17 protein-coding genes and 2 tRNA genes are annotated in these 22,611 nt (G+C 32.2%); 10 read left to right on the top strand and 9 right to left on the bottom strand.

Going from position 1 to position 22,611, the window contains the following annotated elements; translation table 11 throughout:
- Positions 1-40: 40 nt before the first annotated feature.
- The 5 genes from P0R33_RS09040 to map form a co-directional block, all read right to left on the bottom strand.
- Positions 41-1,294 carry a DUF5103 domain-containing protein gene (locus P0R33_RS09040; RefSeq protein ID WP_276175125.1) on the bottom strand — a complete coding sequence of 418 codons (1,254 nt, stop codon included), beginning with the start codon at positions 1,292-1,294 and terminating at the stop codon, positions 41-43.
- Positions 1,295-1,368: 74 nt separating this feature from the next.
- Positions 1,369-4,272, bottom strand: coding sequence for a DEAD/DEAH box helicase (locus P0R33_RS09035; RefSeq protein WP_276175124.1), 2,904 nt, complete (start codon positions 4,270-4,272; stop codon positions 1,369-1,371).
- 122 nt (positions 4,273-4,394) lie between these two features.
- Entirely contained in the window at positions 4,395-5,168 is a 774-nt protein-coding gene (locus P0R33_RS09030; RefSeq protein ID WP_276175123.1) for a class I SAM-dependent methyltransferase, read from the bottom strand.
- A gap of 81 nt (positions 5,169-5,249) precedes the next feature.
- On the bottom strand, positions 5,250-5,624 hold the full coding sequence (locus P0R33_RS09025; protein WP_229354419.1) for a GxxExxY protein: 375 nt from the start codon (positions 5,622-5,624) through the stop codon (positions 5,250-5,252).
- 67 nt (positions 5,625-5,691) lie between these two features.
- Positions 5,692-6,510 (bottom strand): type I methionyl aminopeptidase, encoded by an 819-nt coding sequence (gene map / locus P0R33_RS09020; protein WP_276175122.1) that lies wholly within the window; start codon positions 6,508-6,510, stop codon positions 5,692-5,694.
- Between the two features lie 221 nt (positions 6,511-6,731).
- On the opposite strand from map, the gene P0R33_RS09015 reads away from it, so the two are divergent.
- Positions 6,732-7,982 carry a DUF445 domain-containing protein gene (locus P0R33_RS09015; RefSeq protein WP_276175121.1) on the top strand — a complete coding sequence of 417 codons (1,251 nt, stop codon included), beginning with the start codon at positions 6,732-6,734 and terminating at the stop codon, positions 7,980-7,982.
- Between the two features lie 233 nt (positions 7,983-8,215).
- On the opposite strand, the gene gpmI is transcribed toward P0R33_RS09015, so the two are convergent.
- Both gpmI and P0R33_RS09005 read right to left on the bottom strand, forming a co-directional pair.
- Complete coding sequence (gene gpmI / locus P0R33_RS09010; protein ID WP_276175120.1) at positions 8,216-9,733, bottom strand: 2,3-bisphosphoglycerate-independent phosphoglycerate mutase; 1,518 nt, start codon at positions 9,731-9,733, stop codon at positions 8,216-8,218.
- Positions 9,734-9,873: 140 nt separating this feature from the next.
- Positions 9,874-12,303, bottom strand: a complete 2,430-nt coding sequence (locus tag P0R33_RS09005) for a DUF5916 domain-containing protein (protein WP_276175119.1) — start codon at positions 12,301-12,303, stop codon at positions 9,874-9,876.
- 301 nt (positions 12,304-12,604) lie between these two features.
- Here P0R33_RS09005 and P0R33_RS09000 point away from each other — a divergent pair, with 301 nt between their 5' ends.
- Complete coding sequence (locus P0R33_RS09000; RefSeq protein WP_276175118.1) at positions 12,605-13,330, top strand: murein L,D-transpeptidase catalytic domain family protein; 726 nt, start codon at positions 12,605-12,607, stop codon at positions 13,328-13,330.
- On the opposite strand, the gene P0R33_RS08995 is transcribed toward P0R33_RS09000, so the two are convergent.
- Complete coding sequence (locus P0R33_RS08995; protein ID WP_276175117.1) at positions 13,319-14,902, bottom strand: L,D-transpeptidase family protein; 1,584 nt, start codon at positions 14,900-14,902, stop codon at positions 13,319-13,321. The two genes, P0R33_RS09000 and P0R33_RS08995, sit on opposite strands and share 12 nt — an antisense overlap.
- Positions 14,903-15,478: 576 nt before the next feature.
- On the opposite strand from P0R33_RS08995, the gene P0R33_RS08990 reads away from it, so the two are divergent.
- Together P0R33_RS08990 and P0R33_RS08985 are read left to right on the top strand one after the other, a co-directional pair.
- Positions 15,479-15,551 (top strand) — tRNA-Gly (locus tag P0R33_RS08990).
- Between the two features lie 71 nt (positions 15,552-15,622).
- Positions 15,623-15,695 (top strand) — tRNA-Gly (locus P0R33_RS08985).
- A 135-nt stretch (positions 15,696-15,830) separates the two neighbouring features.
- Here P0R33_RS08985 and pepE read toward each other — a convergent pair.
- Entirely contained in the window at positions 15,831-16,538 is a 708-nt protein-coding gene (gene pepE / locus P0R33_RS08980) for a dipeptidase PepE (RefSeq protein ID WP_276175116.1), read from the bottom strand.
- A 163-nt stretch (positions 16,539-16,701) separates the two neighbouring features.
- Here pepE and P0R33_RS08975 point away from each other — a divergent pair, with 163 nt between their 5' ends.
- From P0R33_RS08975 to P0R33_RS08950, 6 genes are all read left to right on the top strand, one after another.
- The gene (locus P0R33_RS08975; RefSeq protein WP_276175115.1) at positions 16,702-17,469 is read left to right on the top strand and encodes a carboxypeptidase-like regulatory domain-containing protein; all 768 of its coding nucleotides are present in this window, start codon (positions 16,702-16,704) and stop codon (positions 17,467-17,469) included.
- The gene (locus P0R33_RS08970; RefSeq protein ID WP_276175114.1) at positions 17,456-18,223 is read left to right on the top strand and encodes a carboxypeptidase-like regulatory domain-containing protein; all 768 of its coding nucleotides are present in this window, start codon (positions 17,456-17,458) and stop codon (positions 18,221-18,223) included. Before P0R33_RS08975 ends, P0R33_RS08970 begins: the two co-directional genes overlap by 14 nt.
- On the top strand, positions 18,210-18,938 hold the full coding sequence (locus tag P0R33_RS08965) for a carboxypeptidase-like regulatory domain-containing protein (RefSeq protein ID WP_276175113.1): 729 nt from the start codon (positions 18,210-18,212) through the stop codon (positions 18,936-18,938). Before P0R33_RS08970 ends, P0R33_RS08965 begins: the two co-directional genes overlap by 14 nt.
- Positions 18,928-19,683 (top strand): hypothetical protein, encoded by a 756-nt coding sequence (locus tag P0R33_RS08960; protein ID WP_276175112.1) that lies wholly within the window; start codon positions 18,928-18,930, stop codon positions 19,681-19,683. Before P0R33_RS08965 ends, P0R33_RS08960 begins: the two co-directional genes overlap by 11 nt.
- The gene (locus tag P0R33_RS08955; RefSeq protein ID WP_276175111.1) at positions 19,680-20,186 is read left to right on the top strand and encodes a DUF6702 family protein; all 507 of its coding nucleotides are present in this window, start codon (positions 19,680-19,682) and stop codon (positions 20,184-20,186) included. Before P0R33_RS08960 ends, P0R33_RS08955 begins: the two co-directional genes overlap by 4 nt.
- A gap of 66 nt (positions 20,187-20,252) precedes the next feature.
- A complete protein-coding gene (locus P0R33_RS08950) occupies positions 20,253-22,496 on the top strand; it encodes a M1 family metallopeptidase (protein ID WP_276175110.1) in 2,244 nt (747 codons plus the stop codon).
- Positions 22,497-22,611 lie beyond the last annotated feature (115 nt).

The raw sequence follows: 22,611 nt of genomic DNA, 5'->3' as shown, positions 1-22,611 counted from the left end.
ACAAAAAAAAATCATTTAATCTAGAACCTTAACATTTGTTTTAGTTGACTATATTGATAGAGTTTGCATTTCCTTTTCCGATTACGCGCTGGTAGCGGTCTGTTGCCTCTTTATAATAGACCAAAATGGTGTATTCATTTTCAGTTTGATAGAAGTTTCCATCAATAGCATTTTCATAATCAATAACTCCTTTTTTGTCGGCAACTGTGTACTGAAAATTGGTAAAACCTTGTTTAATCATAATCGCTTTTTCAAAAACGCCTTTATCAGTATTATAATCCATTTTATATTCTGGCGACAGACTGTAATTGTTAAACATTCCTGTAATATAAATGTCTTTGTTCAGCCTGAAAGCGGGTGCAGAAAGCGTAAAATAAATCCAAGCATAATCTGCTTCAATATCGTTGTTTGAACCATTGATGTTTTTAACGACAAAATTTCCGTTTACATCTTCATACAATGTGTAAATCTGATTTCCTCGCGCCGCATTTGTGTACAAATATGCATTATAAATGTCATTATTTGAACCTATACGCGCTACAAAATTATTTGCTGCTCGAATGTCTTTATTTTCAAAATATAAAAATTCATTTCCAGCCCAAAACTGTGTTTCTTGATCGTATTTGTAAATCAGCTGATTGCCAAGTGTGTATTGCGGAACAACATTTTTTATTGCAGAATTAAAGTTTCCGTTTTGCAGCAAAAGCACTTTTACATTTTGCAAAGGTGTTTGAAAAACGATATCATTTGAAAATATTGCAAAATCAAGATTTTGTTTAAAATTGATATTGTTTAAATTTCGCGTTCTTTTTACTTGGGCTGTAACGGTTGAATGATTTTCATACAAAACAAATTTTCTTGAAAGAATTACTTCCTTATCTTCATTTAGAATTCGAAGCATATAATTTCCTGAGAGTCGCAACTGAGTCGTAAATTGATTCGGAAAAGAAAGATTGTAATGAGAATAAACTTGTAAAGTGTTAAATGAATTAGAATAGTCCATAATTCGTTGATTATCCTGACCGTAAATATAATCTGTTTTCGGAATCTCAGTTGGTTTCCAATTGTAATCGCAATGAATTACCTCAAAATAATAATTTGCTTCACTTCCAAATAAATCATCAAACTGAAATGTAAAACTAGAACCTAATTCGAAAATTGGAACTACATTACTGCCATTCTGAACAAAAGAAACGGTTTTAATATTGTAAGGAGGATCAATTTCTTTTTCTTGCGCTTTCGCGAAAGTGATAATAAAAAGAAAAACAAAGCTTGTATATAAAAATTTTGACATCTTATTACGTTGAAAGATTGTAAATATAACAATTTTATATAACGAAAAAGATGCCAAACTATTGGATTTAACTATTAAGAACCCAAAATATATTCCAGATTACTTTCGATTTCATCGTTAATATAACTTTCTTCTAAAAGCGAATCTGATAACAATTTTTTGTTTTCCTGCAGTTTAATGATTTTTTCCTCAACCGTATTTTTCGAAATAAAACGAATCACATTTACTTTATTCATTTGCCCAATTCTATGCGCTCGTCCCACTCCTTGTTTTTCTGCGAAAGGATTCCACCACGGATCTAAAAATAAAACGTAAGAAGCTTTCGTAATATTTAAACCGACTCCTCCCGCTTTAAGCGAAATAAAAAATAACAACGGATTTTCTTTTTCCTGAAAACGCTTTACTTCTTGTTCTCGTTTGCTTGCAGGCGTTTCTCCAGTAATTTCACAAAAATCAATTTTATTTTCTTTACACCAATCGGTATAAAAATTAAGATTGGTAACAAACGAACTGAAAATGATTACTTTTTGTTTCGCTTTAATCAAATTTTCAAGATAATTTGTAACCGCAATATATTTTCCAGAATCAATTTCTGATTCTGCATCTACCATTTTTGGGTGATTACTCAACTGACGCAATTTCATCAAAGTATTAATAATACTGATTTTATCAGGAGATCCGTCAGTTTTAAGCAAGAAATTACGAGCCTTAGATTTTTCTTTTTCGTATAATTTCTCCTGTTCTGGATCCATATCGCAATAATAAATCTGTTCGGTCAATTCTGGTAAATCTTTTAAAACCTGTTCTTTAGTTCGTCGTAAAATATAAGGTTGAATAAGATTTTTTAATTCCTTTAAAACTTCTTCATTTTGCTTTTTCTCAATCGGATTTTTGAAGTTTTCCATAAAAAAAGCATAACTGCCCAAGATATCCGGATTTATAAATTGCATTTGCGACCATAAATCGTCAAGCGAATTTTCGATTGGCGTACCGCTTAAAGCGATTTTATGACCTGTACTAATTTTATTTATGGCCTTAAAAATCTTAGAATTTTTGTTTTTAATGTATTGACTTTCGTCTAAAATCAGATAATGGAAATCGTATTTTTCTAAAATGGAAATATCACGATGAACAATACTATAACTTGTAAAAATTAAATCGGTTGAATCTAATCTGCTGGCCAGTAATTTTCTGTCGTTGCCAACATATTGCATTCTAGAAAAGTGTGGCGTAAACTTTCCAGCTTCGTTAAACCAGTTAAAAACCAATGAAGAAGGTAAGACAATCAAAGCTTTAAGAGGTTCTCTTTCAATCGTAGTTTCGTTTGCAAACAAATCAAAATTGGTTGTTTTGGTCGTGAAACCCAATTGTTCTTGCACAGAAACCAGAACAGACAAAGTTTGAAGTGTTTTTCCAAGTCCCATATCATCGGCAAGACATGCGCCCATATTGGAATTGAAATGACCTAACAGCCATTTTACGCCATCAATTTGATAAGGTCTTAAAGTTGCTTTTATAAGATCTGAAGCGGTAAATTCAGCTTTGTGAATTTGATCTAAATCATTGTCGATTTCTGAAATTCCGTCCAAAGCAGTAAAATTGCTTTTGCGTAAAAGTAATTCGCCATTTTCGATTTTAGCCAATTTAGCCAAAGAACCGTATTTGCTAAACCATTCTAACGGAATTAAAAAGTAGTTTCCGTCGGGCAATGCAAAAAGCCTTTCTTTACTTTTTATGTTCGGAATTATTTCACTGAAATTAATCTTATAATTGCCAACCGTAATTATAATTTTAATATCAAACCAATCTGCTTTTGTCTCTTTTGCAATCGAAATTGTATTGCTTTCTGTAATGATTTCCTTGCTTTCGAGTTTTAAATTTTGAATGGTAAAACCTAAACTTTCAAGTTTTTCTTTATGATCAATAATCAATTGTATATTAACGTAAGGATCAGAGGTTTCTAAATCAGAATTTAATCCAAATAATTCATTTTTGATTTTTTCTAAACCAATTTCAACTAATTTTTCGATATATAAATTCTCATCAGCATTTCTCTTAAACTGAATAATTTTAGGTTCATTCGCTATCGCGAAATCAACAAACGAATGTGTTTTTTTGCTTTTGCTGGCATCAAAAATATAACCGTTATAATCAAAATAAAGATTGAGATAATAACAGTTTTTAAAGAAATCAAAAAAAGGCTGAATTGTACAGGAAACAATTTGGTCGCGAAGTTCAATTTCAAAACCATTTGCTTCAATATCGATTTTTTTGGCTATAGCTGGAATAAAATTTTTAAAATAATCATCGACTAATTTTGAAGGAATTTCGATCGATTTTTTCTTCAAAAAAGGAGTTAGTTTTTTAGCATTCAATTCTTTTAATCGGCCTAATTTCTTGTCGATAATTAACCAGCCAGGTTCGTCTAAAAGAATATCAGCAGTTTTATTCATTGGAAGAAATGTAGTTTCATTTTCTTTTAATGAAAGGGTATAAGTGATTCCTTCAGCATGTTTGTCAAATTGAATCTGAGGTTCAAAATCCAACGGATCGATGCTAATTCTAGAACGATAAAAATCCTTTTCGGGTCCTAAATTTAAAGAAAGCGGAAATTGTTCCTTTACAATCAAATCGTAAAACGGACTTAAATTAAATTGTAAATGCTGGCGAATCGCAAAATCAATTTTGGAATCTTTTTTTAAATCGGCAATCGTTTTAGCCGATTTAATTTTTGCACCAAATTTTTTAAAAATAAATTCAGGTTTTAAAGATTCGCAAATAGTGAGAATCCTTTTAGAATTAGAATCTAAATTTTCGAAATCAATTCCGAAACTTTCAAGCACGCCTTTTGTTGCTTTTTTGTCTAGATATTTGATTTCAATAGTATTTTCAGCAATATACGCTGTGGGAATATAGGCATTCAGATTTTTTTCAAAACTGATATCAAAACAGAACTGAAATGATTTTGTAGGTTGCAAAATTTAAAAATTTGGTTAGGCTTATAATTTAGATTTGGGCAAAAAATAAAAGGAGTTTTCAAAATAATAATAATTTGAAAACTCCTTTTAAATGAACTTGTATCACTTATATAGTGAAAAAATTAGTTTTCCTGTTTAAAGCAAAGCGGAATAATTTCGCCTTTTGCCAAACAGTATTTTTCTACCAATTCTGGTGTAATTTTGTTAGTGTAATCTTCTTCAATAACAATAAAACCTATGCTTCTTAATTTATCAAAATAATCACGGCCGTAAACACGAACGTGATCGTATTGTCCGAAGATTTTTGCGCGTTCTTTCTGATCTGTAATCGAGTCATCTGCAAAAGTAACTTCGCGAGATAAATCTTGTGGAATTTGAAGAATTGCCATTCCGCCAGGTTTTAAAACACGATATAATTCCTGCATCGCTTTTGTATCGTCTGGAATATGTTCTAAAACGTGATTACATAAAATAACGTCATATTCATTGTCTTTGAAAGGTAAATTACAGATGTCTGCTTTTACATCGGCCAAAGGCGAAAGTAAATCGGTCGTGGTGTAATCAAGATTTTTCTGTTTGCGAAATCTTTTGTAAAAAGCTTGTTCTGGAGCAAAATGCAATATCTTTTTTGGTGCAGTAAAAAAATCTGTCTGATCTTTTAAATATAACCAAAGTAAACGGTGTCTTTCTAAAGAAAGTGTACTTGGTGAAAGTACATTATTGCGTTGTTTTCCGTATCCGTAAGGTAAAAAAGATCTAAAACTTCTCCCGTCAATAGGATCAGTATATTTGCTTCCTTTTAGAGATAATGCTAAAATCGGACGCGCCACATAACTCAAACGAATTAATAATGGACGTGGTATTGTATTAAGGACTAATTTAAATAGTTTCTTCACAGTTAAATAAATTTGAACACGAATTTCACAAATTTACACGGATTAATGTTGTGGTGAAATTTCACGAACTTTTGATTTGGTTTAAAGTATTATTCTTTTGTATTTAAGGCTGTCTTCTCCAAAATTGACTAATAAGCCTAATTTATTTTTTGATGCCGCTAAATAATTTAATGTTTGCTTGATTTCTCCTGTTGTTAATGTTGCAATTGCTTTTAGTTCTAATATAATTTCACCAAAAATAACAAAGTCTGCAAAATAATAACTTGGTAATATGATGTCTTTGTAGGCAATATTATATCTTAATTCTCTATTATAAGGAATATGATTTCGTTGAAATTCATATTCTAAAGCGTCGCCATAAACTTTTTCACTATGTCCTTTTCCTAATATTTTATGGACTTCCATACAAATCCCAATAATTTTATAGGACTCTTCTCTTAAATACAATTCACTCATTATTTTTATTTCGTTTTAGTGTAATTTTTACTGTAACACTAATCCGTGATAATTCGTGAAATTAGTGTTATAGAATAAGTGGTATTTGTCTGAATTCGTCTTCTTCGTTGCTTTCGATTCCTAACGCTTTGTAGATGTATTGGAAAGTCGATAATAATTCTGGTTTTCCATCAACTAAAGCTACATCGTGCTCAAAATGCGCGCTTGGTTTTCCATCAGCGGTCAGAATTGTCCAGCCGTCTTTAAGTTGTTTGATGTTTCTTGTTCCCATGTTAATCATAGGTTCGATGGCAACCACCATTCCTTCAACAAACATTTTTCCTCGTCCGCGTTTTCCGTAGTTTGGCATTTCTGGTTCTTCATGCATTTTTTGCCCAACACCATGTCCAACCAATTCACGAACAACTCCGTAACCGTGAGCTTCGGTATATTTCTGAATCGCATTTCCAACATCTTCCACGCGATTTCCAGCTTTAAATTCTCTAATTCCAACGTAGAGAGATTCTTTAGTAACACGCAAAAGTTTTTTAACTTCTGGTGCAACTTCTCCAATTTCGAAACTGTATGCGTGATCTCCGTGGAAACCATTTTTAAAAGCACCACAGTCAACCGAAATAACATCGCCACTTTTAAGAGGAACATTATTAGGAATACCGTGAACAACCTGAGCGTTTGGACTCATGCAAAGCGAATTCGGAAAATCGTACAATCCAAGAAAACTTGGGACAGCACCGTGATCACGAATAAATTCTTCCGCTAATTTGTCAAGATATAATGTTGTAACTCCTTCTTTAATTTCAGAAGCAATCATTCCTAATGTTTTTGATACGATTAAAGCACTTTCGCGCATTAATTCGATTTCCTCTCTAGTTTTTTGGATAATCATATTTTTTCCATTTTTCAGTTCGCAAAAGTACAATTTTTAATTAAAATTTTTCGCCACGAATTCACGAATTATCTCGAAACAAAAATTTTAAAAAAGATATTTCACAAATCAATTAATTAATTTTTGAAGAAAATTCGTGAATTCGTGGCTATCAAAAGAATCAATTGAGTTAAACTGTTTCAGAAAAAAGCCATAAATTAGTAGTAAAAACGTTTATAATCATGGAAACTATTATAGATCACGATATATCTAAAGTTAAAGCTCTGAAGAAAATGAAGAGAAATGCTTTGGCTCTTTTAGGTTTTGCGGTACTGTTGTTTATCATCGCAATTTATTTTAAAATCTCAATACTTCAGGCTTTTAGCGAAGCAGCGATGGTAGGCGGAATTGCCGATTGGTTTGCTGTTGTGGCTTTGTTCCGCCATCCGATGGGAATTCCGATTTGGCACACCGCAATTATTCCAACCAAAAAAAATGAAATAGGAGAGAATCTAGGAAATTTTGTTTCTGAGGAATTCCTGAATCGAGAGAAATTAGAAATTAAATTGGACGAATTCAATTTTGCAACTAAAGCTTCAGATTGGCTTTCGCAAAAAGAAAATGCCGATAAAATTGCGAATGCTGTCGCTGTAAATATTATTCCAGGAATTTTAAGAACGATAAAAGATGAAGATGTTAAGAGGTTTATTCAAGTTCAATTCAAAGAAAAAATGGAAGGAATAAACTTTGGAAATTGGGTTGCAGTTGCGTTAGAACCTTTGCAGAAAGGCGATTTGAAAAATCAAATGCTGACCAACCTTCTTGAAGTAATGAGTGCAGAATTGACCAATAATAAAGATTTAATCAGACAGAAAGTGAAAGCTTCAACTCCACTTTTAAGCTTTGGATTGGCTGATAAAAGCATTACAGAAGGCGTATTTAATGGTTTACAGGATTTCTTAAACGAAGCTAAAAAGCCAGAAAGTGCTGTAAGGCTGAAAATTGATGAGTATATTTTTAATTTCTTAGAAAAAGTAAAAAACTCCGAAGAAATGAGAGTTAAAATCAACGATATGATTTTAGGTTTTGTCGGAAAAAAAGAAGTTCAGGATTACATTAACGGAATTTGGGACGAAATAAAACTTTCAATCTCAAATGATTTGGATAAAGGAGAAGAATCTTCAATAAAAAATAGTATTTCAAATTTAATTCAAACTTTTGGAAACGGAATTAAAGAAGATTCTGTTATGATTGACAAAATCAACAATTTTATTAAAATTGATTTGTTGTCAGTTCTTCTAAATAATAAAAAAGTAATTGGAGATTTAATTTCGTCAACTGTAAAATCTTGGGATGGAAAAGAAGTTTCAGAAAAATTAGAATTAGAAATCGGAAAAGATCTTCAATATATTAGAATCAACGGAACTTTGGTTGGAGGTTTTATTGGACTTGTGATTTATGGAGTTGAACAGCTTTATCATTATGTTTTTTAAACCATATAAGTGATATAAGTAAATATAAATTCGTAGTTTTTTCTTTGCGAAAATAAAATCACAAAAGAAATTATGGGACTCGAACATTTTTAAGCTTTACAATCTGCTACAAAATAGTTCTCGCAAAGTCGCAGAGACGCAAAGTTTATAAATTTCTTTGCGACTTAGCGTCTTTGCGAGATTTTTTTAAGTTCTATTTAAATGAACTTATATCACTTATATGGTTTGAAAAATTATAATAAAGAATGACAAGTCATTGCATTTGGCTGCTGAACGCCCATCAATTCTAAAATTGTTGGAGCAATATCACCTAAAACACCATCTTGAATGTTTTTCAATTGTTTGTCAACTAAAATAATCGGCACTGGGTTTGTGGTGTGCGCTGTATTTGGAGAACCGTCAGGGTTGATCATCGTTTCACAGTTTCCGTGATCGGCAATTACAATTGTTGTATAATCGTTTGCAAGAGCGGCTTCGATAACTCGTTTTGCGCAAGCATCAACAGCTTCACAAGCTTTAATGGCAGCTTCCATAATTCCGGTGTGACCAACCATATCTCCGTTGGCAAAATTCAAACAAACAAAATCAACTTCGCCTTTGTTTAATTCAGGAACAAGAGCGTCTGTAAGTTCGTAAGCGCTCATTTCTGGTTTTAAATCGTAAGTTGCAACTTTTGGAGAGTTTCTCAAAATTCTTTCTTCACCAACAAAAGGAACTTCTCTTCCGCCAGAGAAGAAGAAAGTTACGTGAGGATATTTCTCCGTTTCAGCAATTCTGATTTGTTTTTTGCCTGCTTTTTCTAAAACTTCACCAAGCGTTTCTGTAATATTATCTTTGTTGTAAACTACTTTTACGTTTTGGTACGTTTCGTCGTAGTTCGTCAATGTTACATAATACAAGTTTAATTTGTGCATGTTTTGCTCGTGGAAATCATGCTGAGAAAGTGCTTCTGTAAGTTCACGACCTCTATCTGTTCTAAAATTAAAAAAGATAACAACATCGCCTTCAACAATTGTAGCAAGCGGTTTTGCATTTTCATCAACAATAACAACGGGTTCGATAAATTCGTCGGTTACATCTTTTGCATAGCTGTCAAGTACACTTGCAACAGCATTTCTTGATGGAGTTCCAACACCGTTAACAACAAGGTCGTAAGCTAATTTTACACGCTCCCAACGTTTGTCACGATCCATTGCATAGTAACGTCCAACGATAGAAGCAATTTTTACTGGAGTATCTTTAATATAGTCTTCTAAATCGTGAATGTATTTTCCGCCAGATTTAGGGTCAACGTCACGTCCGTCTGTAAAAGCGTGAACATACACCTGATCTAAACCATATTCTTGAGACGCATCAATTAATCCGCGAAGGTGTGAAGTATGTGAGTGAACACCACCGTCTGAAACTAATCCTAAAAAGTGTACTTTTTTATTATTGTCTTTAGCGTAAGTAAAAGCATCAATTAGCACTTGTTCCTTTGCAAGTGTTTTATGTTCTACTGCTAAATTTATTTTGGCTAAATCCTGATATACAATTCTTCCGGCACCAAGGTTCATGTGTCCAACCTCGCTGTTTCCCATTTGACCTTCAGGCAAACCAACATTTAATCCGTCGGTTCTAAGTTGTGCACTTGGGTAATTTTTGTATAGACTGTTTATAAAAGGAACATTTGCATTGTCTATTGCAGATACTTTAGGGTCGGGAGATTTTCCCCAACCGTCTAAAATCATAAGGATAACTTTTTTGTTCATTACTTTTTGTTTTCTACAAATATAAGGCATTTCTAAACTTTGAAGAGAAAGCTTTGTGACATTTATATTTTATAAAATGAAGTGTAACAAAAAATATTAAATTAATTATAGAAATCTTTATTTTTTAAAATTTATTCACGCTAAACTCTTTTTCTGACTTTATTTTTGACGGCGTTATAGTCAATAAAATATTTTACGCTGATAGAAAAAATGTGTTTTAGAGCGTCATTATTTAAAAGCCCAGAAACATTGTGTTTAAAATCTTTATCTATAATTCGTTCAAAATTAGCAGCATTATTTCTGTACAAAGCAGAAAGCTGACTTCCAGGTGCAAACCACCAAGAATAAGATAAATCTGCATTCCAGGAATAAAAGCTTGAGTTTTTATTGTTTGTATATTGCGGATAAGAACTTAAATCGCCATTTGGCTCTAACATTAAAATATCTTTATTATCTGCATACGACCAATATTGGCGAATAGCAAGATTAATTGTCATAGTACTATTTACAGCATATTTTCCGCCTAAAGTGTTAGAATAGGTAATTACATTTCGGTTGGCAAAAATTATATCATTTGGTGTGTTTGAATTATTGTCATCGTCTATTTGATCGATATAACCCTTGTTATTGTTTTTTCTAAAAAAGCTAAAGAAATAGGTTAGCAATAATTTGTCGCTAAAACGGTATCTCGGCCCAATATCAAAACCGTATGAAATTCTTTCAGATTCATCAAAAACATTAAAAGTTCCGTTTAAGTCTATTGCAAATGCGTGATTATAGTTGGTTGAAATACTTCCCCAAGTTTCTATTCTTCTCGGAATCGCAACATATCTGTTGTCGGTACGAGGCTCATAATAATCATAGGTCTCAAAAGGGTAAAAAGTGATTCCAGTTCCGTAATAATTGTTTTTTATGGTTGTTAAATTCAAATTTGCATTAATACTATTGTCTTGTAATTTTCCAGATTCTTTATTGAATTCCGTATACATATTATAGTTTACCCGAAAAGTATTGAAACGCTTAGTTGGATTAAGAATTCTATAGTTGGCATTTCCGTAAAAGTTGTAATAATTAGTGTAGAAATTAATTCCCAAATCATTGGGATCGAAATCTTTAGTTACAAAATCAGTTCCAAAACTATATCGGTAATTTCCGCTAGTTTCTGCAAAAGTTACCGTAGAATATAAACCGGTTTTGTCTTGAACATCATTTATGAAACTGTATTTTACGTTTCCAAACAAACTATAAGTATTGGCTTTTGTGTTTAAATCCCAAGCCAAACCAGTCACATTTGCATCTCTAAAATGACCGTTTCGGCTAACATTTGTATTAATTAAAGTAACCGAAGAATTTTTTCGAAAACGCTGATCCAAAACCAAAACATTATAATTGGTAAGTGGTTCTACAACTTCTCTTCTGGTTTCTCCGGAAATAGTGTCTTTTATAACGGCAAAAGTTTTTTCGGTTACAGCATTTAAAATCCCAATTCCTAATCCGCCTTTGGTTCTGCCTGATAATTTTAAAGCGTTTAAAAGATTAACAGCTTGTGGCATTTCGCTGATTTCTTCGTTTTCGTTTAATTCCGGATCTACCGAAGGCACTCCGCCAATTCTTCTAGAATAGAACATTTTTCCTTTGCTGAATAAATCGGTTCCTTCTGTAAAAAAGGCTCTGTTTTCATTAAACTGCTGTTCAAAAGGTCCAAGATTTAATATTTGATCGTCATATTTTGTTTGTCCAAAATCTGGAATTAAAATCGCATCTACGGTAAAAGCATCATTAATTCCGTATTTAATATCAATTCCTCCCTTAATAGTTCCGTATGTTTTTTGGCCGTCAGCTGCGTTCAAATAATACGATGCATAAGGCATTAAAAACAATCGAGTAGGAGGTTTGATGTTTTCAATTCCTTGTAAAATTCCTGCTTGTTGTGTAAAACTGCCTATTTTTCCGTCTACAAAATTCCAAGTGTATTTGTAACGTTCGCGTTTTATTTCTCTAAAAAAATTAATCCCCCAAGTTTGTTTGTTTTCTGGCGAAAAACGTAAGGCAGAATACGGAATTTTAATTTCAACAATCCATCCGTTTTCAGTTAATGAAGCTTTGCTAATCCAAACGGCGTCCCACGAATAATCTTCGCCATTTGCGTCTGTCATAATGCAATCTCCTTGAACATCGGCGGCAGAAACATAAAACATAAAATCCTGCTGTCCGTCGTTAAATCCGTTTATGAAAACGCCAAATAAATCTGCCGTACCAAAATTGTCCCGTTGCGAAATTTCTTTTAATATTTTAGAAGGCTCGTTATCATACATCATCGCACCGATATAGACCGCATCATTATCATATATCACTTTAACTTCTGTTCTTTTTTCTTGCGGAATTGCTTTTCCATTGTCTGGATCCAACATCACAAAATCTGTAGCAATTGGCGCATTTTGCCAAGCAATTTCGTCTAGTTTTCCGTCAATAGAAATGCTTTGTGGAGTTAGTGTGGCCTGAATTGTTTTTTTCTGGCCGTAATTCCAAATTGAGAATAAAATAAAATAAAAGACAATTACTTTTTTCATTAAAGTTTTTGATGCAAAATACCTTCACAGGCACATTAATTTATGAAATATAGACTTGATTTTGTTTTACTTGTTACAGTTTAAGTTTCAAAATTCCCACTTTTTTTTGAATTTCTTAAGAAAATTCCTCAAAATGTTAAGTTTTTAACCATAAGAAAAAATCTTACAGAATCGGCATATTTATGTTAATAATGTTAAAGTTTAGGCAAAAAACGCCTGAAAATCAGGGTTGTATTTTGCAAGGGACGAATTTTTTCTACTTTTGCCTTACCCAAATTTTTGTTTAACCTAAAGAATTTCAATGATTTACAAGATTTATCCGTTATTTGTGTTTTTGCTGTTATCTTTTGCAAAAGATTCTAAAAACACTGCCGATCTAAAAAAGAACGCGACTGAAAAAACGATTGCTAAAGTTGAAAAAGTAACTGTTGATTCAAAAATCGAAAGCGTTTACAGTGCCCTAAATTCAAACAATTTTAAAATGCCAGAACTTAAAACTTTTTCGGAAGCTTTAAAGGGATTTTATTTGTTGAAAGAGAGAGGAGTTATCAAGAAAAATATCTTGACTCTTATTGATTTTAGTTTGTCATCAAATACAAAACGTCTGTGGGTTATTGATTTGACAACAAATACCATTTTATACAATTCGCTTGTTGCACACGGTAGAAATACTGGAGAAGAATTTGCTTCAGCATTTTCAAATCTTAATTCTTCTTTCAAAAGCAGTTTAGGATTTTATGCAACGGGAGAAATCTACCAAGGAAAACATGGTGCATCTCTTCGTTTAGATGGTTTAGAAAATGGTGTAAATGATAATGCTCGCGAAAGAGGTGTTGTAATGCACGGTGCAGATTATGTATCTGAGTCATTTATTAGAGATCATAAAAGATTAGGAAGAAGTCAAGGTTGTCCTGCGCTTCCGGTTGAGTTGACAAATGAAATCATTCAATTAATAAAAGATAAATCGTGTTTATATATTTATCATCCATCAAGAAGTTTCGCGATGGAAGAGAGGCTAATTTCTTAATTTAGCATATAAATCCGAATCTAGATTATAAATATCAGCTCTAAAAAGGAGCTGATTTTTTTTGCTCCAAGCTGTCCAATACCACTGATATAATGCATATTTTTTAGTGATTTTAAAGCTCATTGTTTTTTTAGTCGCTATGATGGTGTCAATTCTATCTTGTGGCCAGTTACCATCTACATCCAAAATGTGTTGCGCCAATTCTAGCGGATTTTCAACACGTACACATCCAGAACTCATAGAACGATTATTTCGTCCAAAAATGTTACGATGATTGGTGTCGTGAAGATAAACGCTATGATGATTTGGAAATAAAATTTTCATTAAACCTAACGAATTAGAATACCCAGGACTTTGGACGTAGCGATAATTGTTTGGTTTGTTTTCGTTCCAATTAACAGGATCGACAACATTTCCAGAAGAATCATAAATAGTGATATTCTTTTTAGATAAATAATTTCGATTTCGTTTCATTGCAGGAACAACATCTTCTTTCAAAATTGTTGGAGGAACTGTCCAAGTCGGATTAAAAACCACTGTTTTTAAAACCGAAGTAATAATAGGTGTTCTTCTTTTGCTTGTTCCAACCACAACATTTCGAACTAAAGTAGTGTCTTGATTTTCTACAACATTAAGGCTGTAATCGGGAATATTTATAATGAAATAATTCTCTGCAAATTCATTTGGGTACCATCTCCAACGCTCTAAATTGGCAATAATCTGTTCTTTTCTTTGTTCTTTCGAATAATTCAATGCTTTAATTGTTCCAACTCCAATAACTCCGTCTGCGGCCAAACCGTGTCTTTCCTGAAATTTTTTAACAGCTTCAAAAGTTTTGCTGTCATATATCTTTGTAAGGCTATCTCTTCCGGTAAGATCGTTCCAATAGCGTAATCTTTTTTTAATATTTATTAAAGCGGAATTGGTATCGTTTAAAACAATTTTTTCTACCGATTCGATTGTTTTGATCTCATCGTCAGGAAAAGCATTGATGATTTCAAGTGCTTTTAAAAGCTGTTTGTAAGTTTGGGTTTTTGGCTGAATATTGTCAACAATGCTGTCTAATTTGTTTTTATTAAAAGCTTTAATTAAAACATTATTTACATCAAATGCCTTTTCATCGAGATCCCAATTACCATAAAGTTTCTTAGGATCTAGTTTTCCTCTGTATAAATCATTTAGGTATTTTTCAAAATTATAAGTCAGCAAAATATCATAAGTTGCTAAATCTTTATCGCTTAGAGAACTTATTCTAGTTTCAAATTTTTTCAGTTGAGATGCCTTATAATCTTCAGGATTTAAACCTAATTCTTCTGATTTTTCTAATTGAGCTAAAACGTATTTTCTCTTCTGAAGATTGCCCCAAACGGTTTGGTTTTCAGAAGCGATATAAAATTGTTTCAGAGTTTCGCTTTTATAAGCGCCAATTATAGCGGTATCAATATCTACTTTTCTTTCATCAGTAAGTATAATTGCTGGTGCTTTTTTAGGGGCAGCAGGAACTGGTTTGGGCGTGTCTTTTTTACAACCCATAACAATACATATTACCAATAAAAAGTAAAGTTTTTTCATTCTTGTAATTTTTTAAACATCAAATAATGTTCGCCGACGTCCTTAATATCAAATGATTTATCTGGGGGTTGATAATTCAATTTTTGATAAAAGCCAACAGCTGCCGTTCTGGCGTTAAACCAAATCAAATCAACTTTGTTTGCATTGCAGTAGGTTTTGCAATGTTTGACGAAAGTCTCTCCAAATCTCATTTTTGATGCGTTTCTAAAACTGGCATTCCAAGAATTTGGTCTTGATTTTGCTCGGCAAATATAGTGTTGATTTTTTGAAACAAGGAAGTAATTCCTATTAATTTTTTATTAACAAATTATCCGAAAATAATGTATTGTTTCTAAATCATCTCCTTCGAAGATACGGCTTTCTATTGGTTTTTCTGCTTTTAAAAATAACTAACGAACAATAAAAGTTTCTTTTGATGTAATTTCTTTAATTGTAATCATGATTTTTTTTGAAAAATATTACTTTTATAACTTTTTAATTTTAAATAAGTTATAAATAATTGTTGTTTTTTCTTGAATTTTTTTGCGAAAAAGCTTGTTTTGAACTGAACTTTCTTTTTATATTTGCACCACCAATGCGAAAGTAGCTCAGTTGGTAGAGCTCCAGCCTTCCAAGCTGGTTGTCGCGAGTTCGAGCCTCGTCTTTCGCTCTAAAAATAAATAATTTTTAGATTTTTATTTTTTTAAAGATTAAAATTGTTTATATTTGCACCCTGTTAATGCGAAAGTAGCTCAGTTGGTAGAGCTCCAGCCTTCCAAGCTGGTTGTCGCGAGTTCGAGCCTCGTCTTTCGCTCTTCAAAAGCCTCAAACAATGTTTGAGGCTTTTTTGTTTTTATTCTTTTTTTAAACCATGTAAGTTATTTAAGTAAATTAAGTTTTGGTTCAAACCTTTTTTAAATGAACTTATATAACTTACATGGTTTAGATATTAGTTCAGGTTGCTTAAATCACTTTCAGCTTCTAGTTCAATTGGAGTTTTATTTTGTTGGAATAAACGCGCTGACAAATCTCCTTTCAAAGTGATTTTTTCTCCTTTAACTTCTAGCCAGCTTCCTTCTCTTAAACCTAAAACGGGAATCGAATTAAAAGCATGAAATTCTTTAATTCTAGTTTCGCGGGTTTCTCCCATATGTTTAGATTGCAAATCTGCGTCTAAATAATGCGGATTTAAGTTGAAAGGGATTAATCCTAAAGTCTGGAAACTTGGCGGATAAATGATAGGCATATCGTTTGTGGTTTGCATCGATAATCCGCAAATATTGCTTCCGGCGCTTGATCCTAAATAAGGCGTGCCATTTTTTACAGTTTCAGAAAGTAACTGCATGATATTGTTTCTGTAAAGCTGAGTAACCAATAAAAATGTGTTTCCTCCGCCTGTAAAAATTCCTTCTGCATTTTTTACAGCATCTTGCGGATTTTCAAATTCGTGAATTCCTTTAACTTCGATGTCTATTTTTGCAAATGCTTCTTTAGCTTTCTGTGTGTATTCGTCGTGCGAAATACCGCTAGGACGCGCGTAAGGAATAAACAAAATGCTTTTGCAATTTTTAAAATGCGATTGTAAAACAGGTAAAATGTATTCTAAATATCCACCTCCGTGCAAAGTTGAGGTGCTTGCGATGATAATGCTTTTCATGATTTATAAAATGGTAATTTGTTTGTTAAAGGTATTAAAAAGTCTGTTTTTATGTGGATTTTCAAAATTTTAATTAACATTTTTTTACCAAGTCGTTAATATTAAATTTGGAGCGTATTGAGATATTTTTACCGTTTTAAGAATATTTTTAATTTATTTCATTTTGATTCAGAAAATTACTTTCTTTTTAGTTGTTTTAGTGGCGCAAACTTGTATCTCTCAAGTACAAGATCGATCTGTTATAAATGGAAAAGTCGAATCAAATACTTCAGATTTGAGCGGTATCTATGTAATTAATGCTCAGACAGAAGAAACTGTTACAACAGATACTTCTGGATCTTTTTCGATTTTAGCAAAACCAGATGATGTTTTGGTTTTTTCTTCTATAAGTTATAAAGAAAAAAGAGTTTTATTAAAATCAGAAGATTTTTCGAATCTTAATTTTGCTGTAAAACTAAATATGGTCATGTATCAGCTGCAAGAAGTTGTTATTAAAAAATATGATAATATCAGTGCAGAAAGTTTAGGTGTAATACCTTATGGTCAGAAAAAATATACTGAAGCAGAAAGAAAATTGCATACGGCAACGGCATTGAATGCAACTGCAAATGGAGGCGGAATGGTGGGTGGATCTATTTCTGCTGATCCTTTGCTTAATTTTTTCTCAGGAAGAACAGCGATGTTAAAAAAGGAAGTGGCTGTAGAGAAAAAAGAGTTTTTAATGAGGCTTTTAGAAAATATGTTTAGTTTGGAACATTTTATTGACAGATTAAAAATTCCTGCGGAATATGTAAAAGGATTTGAATATTATGCAATAGAAAACGACAAGTTTACAGTAATTTTAAATTCGAAAAATAAAACTTCGACAGAATTCTTGTTGGGCGAGTTAGCGGTAAAATATAAAGAAATGCTTGCCGTTGGAAACAAGTAAAGCCATATCTGCTGTTTTTTTTCTGTTTTTTGTTCAAACTGGTTTTGGACAGACAGAATTAAAGCTGTTGCATGGAAAGATAGTTTTAAGTTCTAAACCAGTTGAAGGGGTTAATGTAATCAATAATAATTCGCAAATATCTACGATTTCAGATTCGCAAGGTGATTTTTCAATTTCAGTAAAAGAAAATGAAATTTTGGTTTTTTCAGCTGTTAATTTGAATCCTTTAAAAAGACGAATTACAAAAGATGATTTAAGATCTTCAGAATTGTTAATCGAAATGACAATAAAAGAGCTTGAATTGCAAGAAGTTATTGTTGACGAAAATACTGCTATAACGGCTGAAAATTTAGGTATAATTCCTAAAGGACAGAAAAAATATTCGCAGGCAGAAAGGCAATTAGCGACAGCGGGAGATTTTAAACCGATAATGTTATTAGGTCTTTTAGGAGGATCGATGCAGCTTGATCCGTTAATCAATAAAATTAATGGAAGAACAAAACGATTAAAAGCAAATGTAGAGATTGAGAAAAAGGAAAAAAATCTTCTCAAATTAGGTTATTTGTTTGATGATGTCTACTTTGTTCAAAAGTTGCAAATAGCCAAAGAAAATGTAAATGAATTTAAACTTTTTGTGATTGAAAACAACGAATTTTGCACGGTTTTAAATTCAAAAAATAAAACTTCGACGGAGTTTCTTCTAGGAGAATTGGCTGTCAAGTATAAAGAAATAATTTCTAGTGAAAATAAGTAAAAACATATCTATAATTGTTCTGGTTTTATTAGTTCAAATCTGTTTTGGACAAAAAAATGATTTAAAACAGCTGGTTGGGAAAGTAGTAGAACATTCTACACCAATTGAAGGAATTAATATTATCAATAACGCGACTCAAGTAGCAACCGTTTCAGATTCTGAAGGTAATTTTTCGATGCAGGTTAAAGAAGGAGATGTTTTGGTTTTTTCTGCTGTAAACCTTGAACCATTGAAACATAGAGTTGTATCTGGCGATTTTTATCCTAATATTTTAATTGTTAAAATGACAGCGAAAGAAGTCGAATTGAAAGAGGTTGTAGTTAATGAAAATGCAAATATCACAGCTGAAAATTTAGGAATAATTCCATACGGACAAAAAAAATATACTCCAGCAGAAAGAAAAGTTTATACGGCAACTTCTACTTCGGTAGATAAACTCTTGAATGCCATTTCAGGTCGAACTACTATGCTGAAAAAAGAAGTAAATGTGGAGAAAAAAGAAGCGCTTTTTAGAAAACTAGAATATCTTTTTGAAGAGAATTATTACACGGATAGATTGAAGATTCCGGTTGCTGATATAAAAGGATTTCAATTATTTTGTGTGGAAGATGCCGATTTTGCTGTATCTTTGAATAGTAAAAACAAAACAATGAGTATGTTTTTAATCACAGATCTAGCAAGAAAATATCTAACAATTCTCGAAAATGAAAAATAAATTAGGAATACTCGTTGTCTGCTTATTTTGTCAAATTGTATTAGGGCAAAACGGTTCAAGGAAGCCATTACATGGTCAAGTTTTAAATGACTTTTTAGCCATTGAAAGTGGTTACGTAATGAATATTAATGCCAATGTCAGAACATTTATTGGTTCAGGTGGTTTATTTGATATTATGGCGCGGCCAAAAGATACATTGTTGTTTTCTGGTTTGGCATTTCAATCAAAAAAAATCATTTTAACAGAGAAAGATTGTGCTGAGGTGCTTTTTAAGGTAAAATTAGATTTAGTAAATAATCAGCTTAAAGAAGTTGTTGTTCATAAAGAATTAAAAGTCAAAGCGCTTGGAGGCGGTTCGCAAGGTATTGTAGATATGCAGTTTGAAGATGATAAGCAATCTACAGCAAAAAACAATGCGATGATGTCAGATCAAACGATAAAATACGGAATGGATTTTGTTCGTATTTTTAAAGATGTCAAAAAACTTCTTAAGAAAAAAGATGACATAAAAGACGAAGAAATAACGGATATCGCTTTTGTGGAATATGCGAAAGATAATTTTACAAAAGACTTTTATACCAATACATTAAGTCTTAAAGAAGATGAAATCGAATTGTTTTTAATGTATTGTTCCAACGATCCGCACTCAAAACAAATGGTTGATCCAGATCAGAAATTCCAATTGATAGATTTCATGATTAACAAGAATAAAGAATTTAAGAAAGCGGCTTCTGCTCAAAAATGAAAAATAAATTAGTTTACTGTTTTCTTGCGGTTGTATTTGTATTGTCTTCCGCATTTACTTTTCACAAATTTTATGTCGGAGTTTTTCAGGTAAATTATGTTGCCGAAAAAAAGATGATTCAGATAACTTCGCGCATTTTTATTGATGATTTGAATAATGCGATGGAAAAAAAGTACCATAAAAAAACTTTTGTAGGTACCGAAAAAGAAACACAGGCAGATCTCGATTTATTCGAAAAATATCTTTCAGAAAACTTTTTGATAAAAGTAAATGGTCAATCAAAAAAAATAACTTTTTTATCTAAAGAAGTCGAAGCGGGCGATGTTCTGGTTTGTTATTCTAGAATTAAGGATATTGATAAGTTTAAAACATTAGAAATTTCGAATACAATCTTAGTGGATTGGAACTCAGAACAGCAAAACATTACACATATTTCAGCATTTGATACCAAAAAGAGTGTTCTTTTTACACAATCTTCAAGGAAAGAAGTGTTAAAATATTAAATGAAGTCGTGAAATTATGTATTAATTACTATTTTCACAGCCTGACAAATTACCATTTAACTTTTTATGAAAAAACTTTCATTATTATTGCTTTTTCCTGCATTTTTAGTTGCACAAGAAAACGCAGGAACTGCCCCTGTTAGACAACAAGGAAAATACGATACCAACAAATTTAGCCAGATGTACGATTTATTGGCTACTCCAAATATGTTTCGTACCGCTTCTGGTGCTCCAGGACCAGCTTATTATCAGCAACAAGCCGATTACAAAATTGATATTGAATTAGACGATAAAAATTCAAAATTAAGCGGATCTGAGGTTATTACATATAGCAATAATTCTCCAGATTCTTTAGAGTATCTATGGATTCAATTAGATCAAAATCAGGCTAGAGCCAATACACAAACTTCACTAGCAGAAAGTGATAAAATTAGTCAGGTTTTGCCACTTGATGGGTTTTCTTCTAAATATTTAAAGAAGGATTTAGAACGCGGTTTTAATATTGAGCAGGTAAAAGATGCAAAAGGAAATGCGATGTCGTATACGATCAACGAGACAATGATGCGTATTAATTTGACTTCGCCTTTAAAACCTGGAGAAAAAATTTCTTTTTCAATAAAATGGTGGTACAATATCAATAATTACAGAAAAGAAGGCGGTCGTTCTGGATATGAATTATTCGAGAAAGACGGTAATAAATTATATGTAATTGCGCAATTCTATCCAAGAATGGCAGTTTATAATGATGTTGAAGGATGGCAGAATATGCAGTTTTGGGGAAGCGGAGAGTTTGCTCTTCCTTTCGGAAATTTTGATGTAAACATTACAGTTCCTGCGGATCACGTAATTGATGCGACTGGAGAATTGATGAATAGAAGCGAAGTTTTTACAGCAGAACAAGTAAAAAGATACGAACAAGCTCAAAAATCATTTGATAAACCAGTTGTTATTGTAACGCAAGCAGAAGCAGAAGCGGCTGAAAAAGGTTTTTCTGAAAAGAAAAAAACTTGGAAATTTAGTGCTAAAAATGTTCGTGATTTCGGAATTGCTTCTTCAAGAAAATTCATTTACGATGCAATGGCTGTAAAAATCGGAAACAGAACTGTTATGGCAGAATCTGTTTATCCGAAAGAATCAAATCCGCTTTGGGGAGAAACGTCTACAATGGTTGTAGCGCATACTTTAAAAAGCTATTCATCTCATACTTTTGATTATCCTTATCCAAAAGCAGTTTCAGTTTCTGCAGAAGATCAAGGGATGGAATATCCAATGATTTGCTGGAATTATGGTCGTCCAGACGAAAATGGCGTAACGAGTAAAGAGGTTAAAAACGGAATGATTGGCGTTGTTATTCATGAAGTTGGACATACTTTCTTTCCTATGATTGTAAATTCAGACGAGCGTCAATGGACTTGGATGGATGAAGGTTTAAATTCATTTTTAGAATATTTGGCAGAACAAGAATTAGATTCTAATTTTCCTTCTAGAAGAGGACCGGCAAAAAATATTGTTCCATACATGAGTGGTGATCAAAAGTTCTTGGAACCAATTATGTCGAATTCAGAAACAATTCACCAATTTGGAAATAACGCTTACGGAAAACCAGCTACAGGTCTTAATATTTTGAGAGAAGTAGTTATGGGGAGAGAATTGTTTGATCACGCTTTTAAAACGTATGCAAACAGATGGAAGTTCAAACATCCAACTCCAGAAGATTTCTTTAGAACGATGGAAGACGCTTCGGCAGTAGATTTGGATTGGTTTTGGAGAGGTTGGTTCTACTCAACAGATTTCGTAGATATCGGAATTAAAGAAGTAAAACAATACTATGTTTCAGAAACGCCAACTGCTGATCTTAAAAATGTAAAAGTTAGAAAAGGCCGTTTTGGTTTTGAAAAAGGACCTTTTGTTTATTTAGTTGCTGGAGATAATGCAGAAGTAAAAGCCTCTTCTAAAAAGGCATTACAAGTTGAAGAATTTAAAACTTTAGCTGATTATGTAGATCAGACTTTTACAGCTGAAGAAAAAGCAAGTATCAAATCGCCTAAATATTTCTATGAAGTAGAGTTTAATAAACCAGGCGGAATGATTATGCCAATTTTAGTTGAAATTACATACGAAGACGGTACAAAAGATAATTACAAATATCCAGCGCAAATCTGGAGAAAAGGGAATGAATCTGCTAGAAAAGTATACGCTACAACTAAAGCAATTAAGAGTATTCAAGTTGATCCAAAATTGCTTACGGCAGATATTGATGTAACAAATAATTCTTGGCCAAAAGTAGAAACAAAGTCAAAATTTGACTAAATAAATAAAAAGTTAGAGAAAAGTTCATTGGGTATAAAAAGCCTAATGAACTTTTTTCTTTTTTAATAAATGCATTTTAAAGGACTTTTTAAGTTAATTTTAAAACTCTAAGGTG

This window comes from Flavobacterium sp. YJ01 (genome assembly GCF_029320955.1).
Taxonomy (GTDB): domain Bacteria; phylum Bacteroidota; class Bacteroidia; order Flavobacteriales; family Flavobacteriaceae; genus Flavobacterium.
This window is presented reverse-complemented; position numbering and strand designations above follow the sequence as displayed.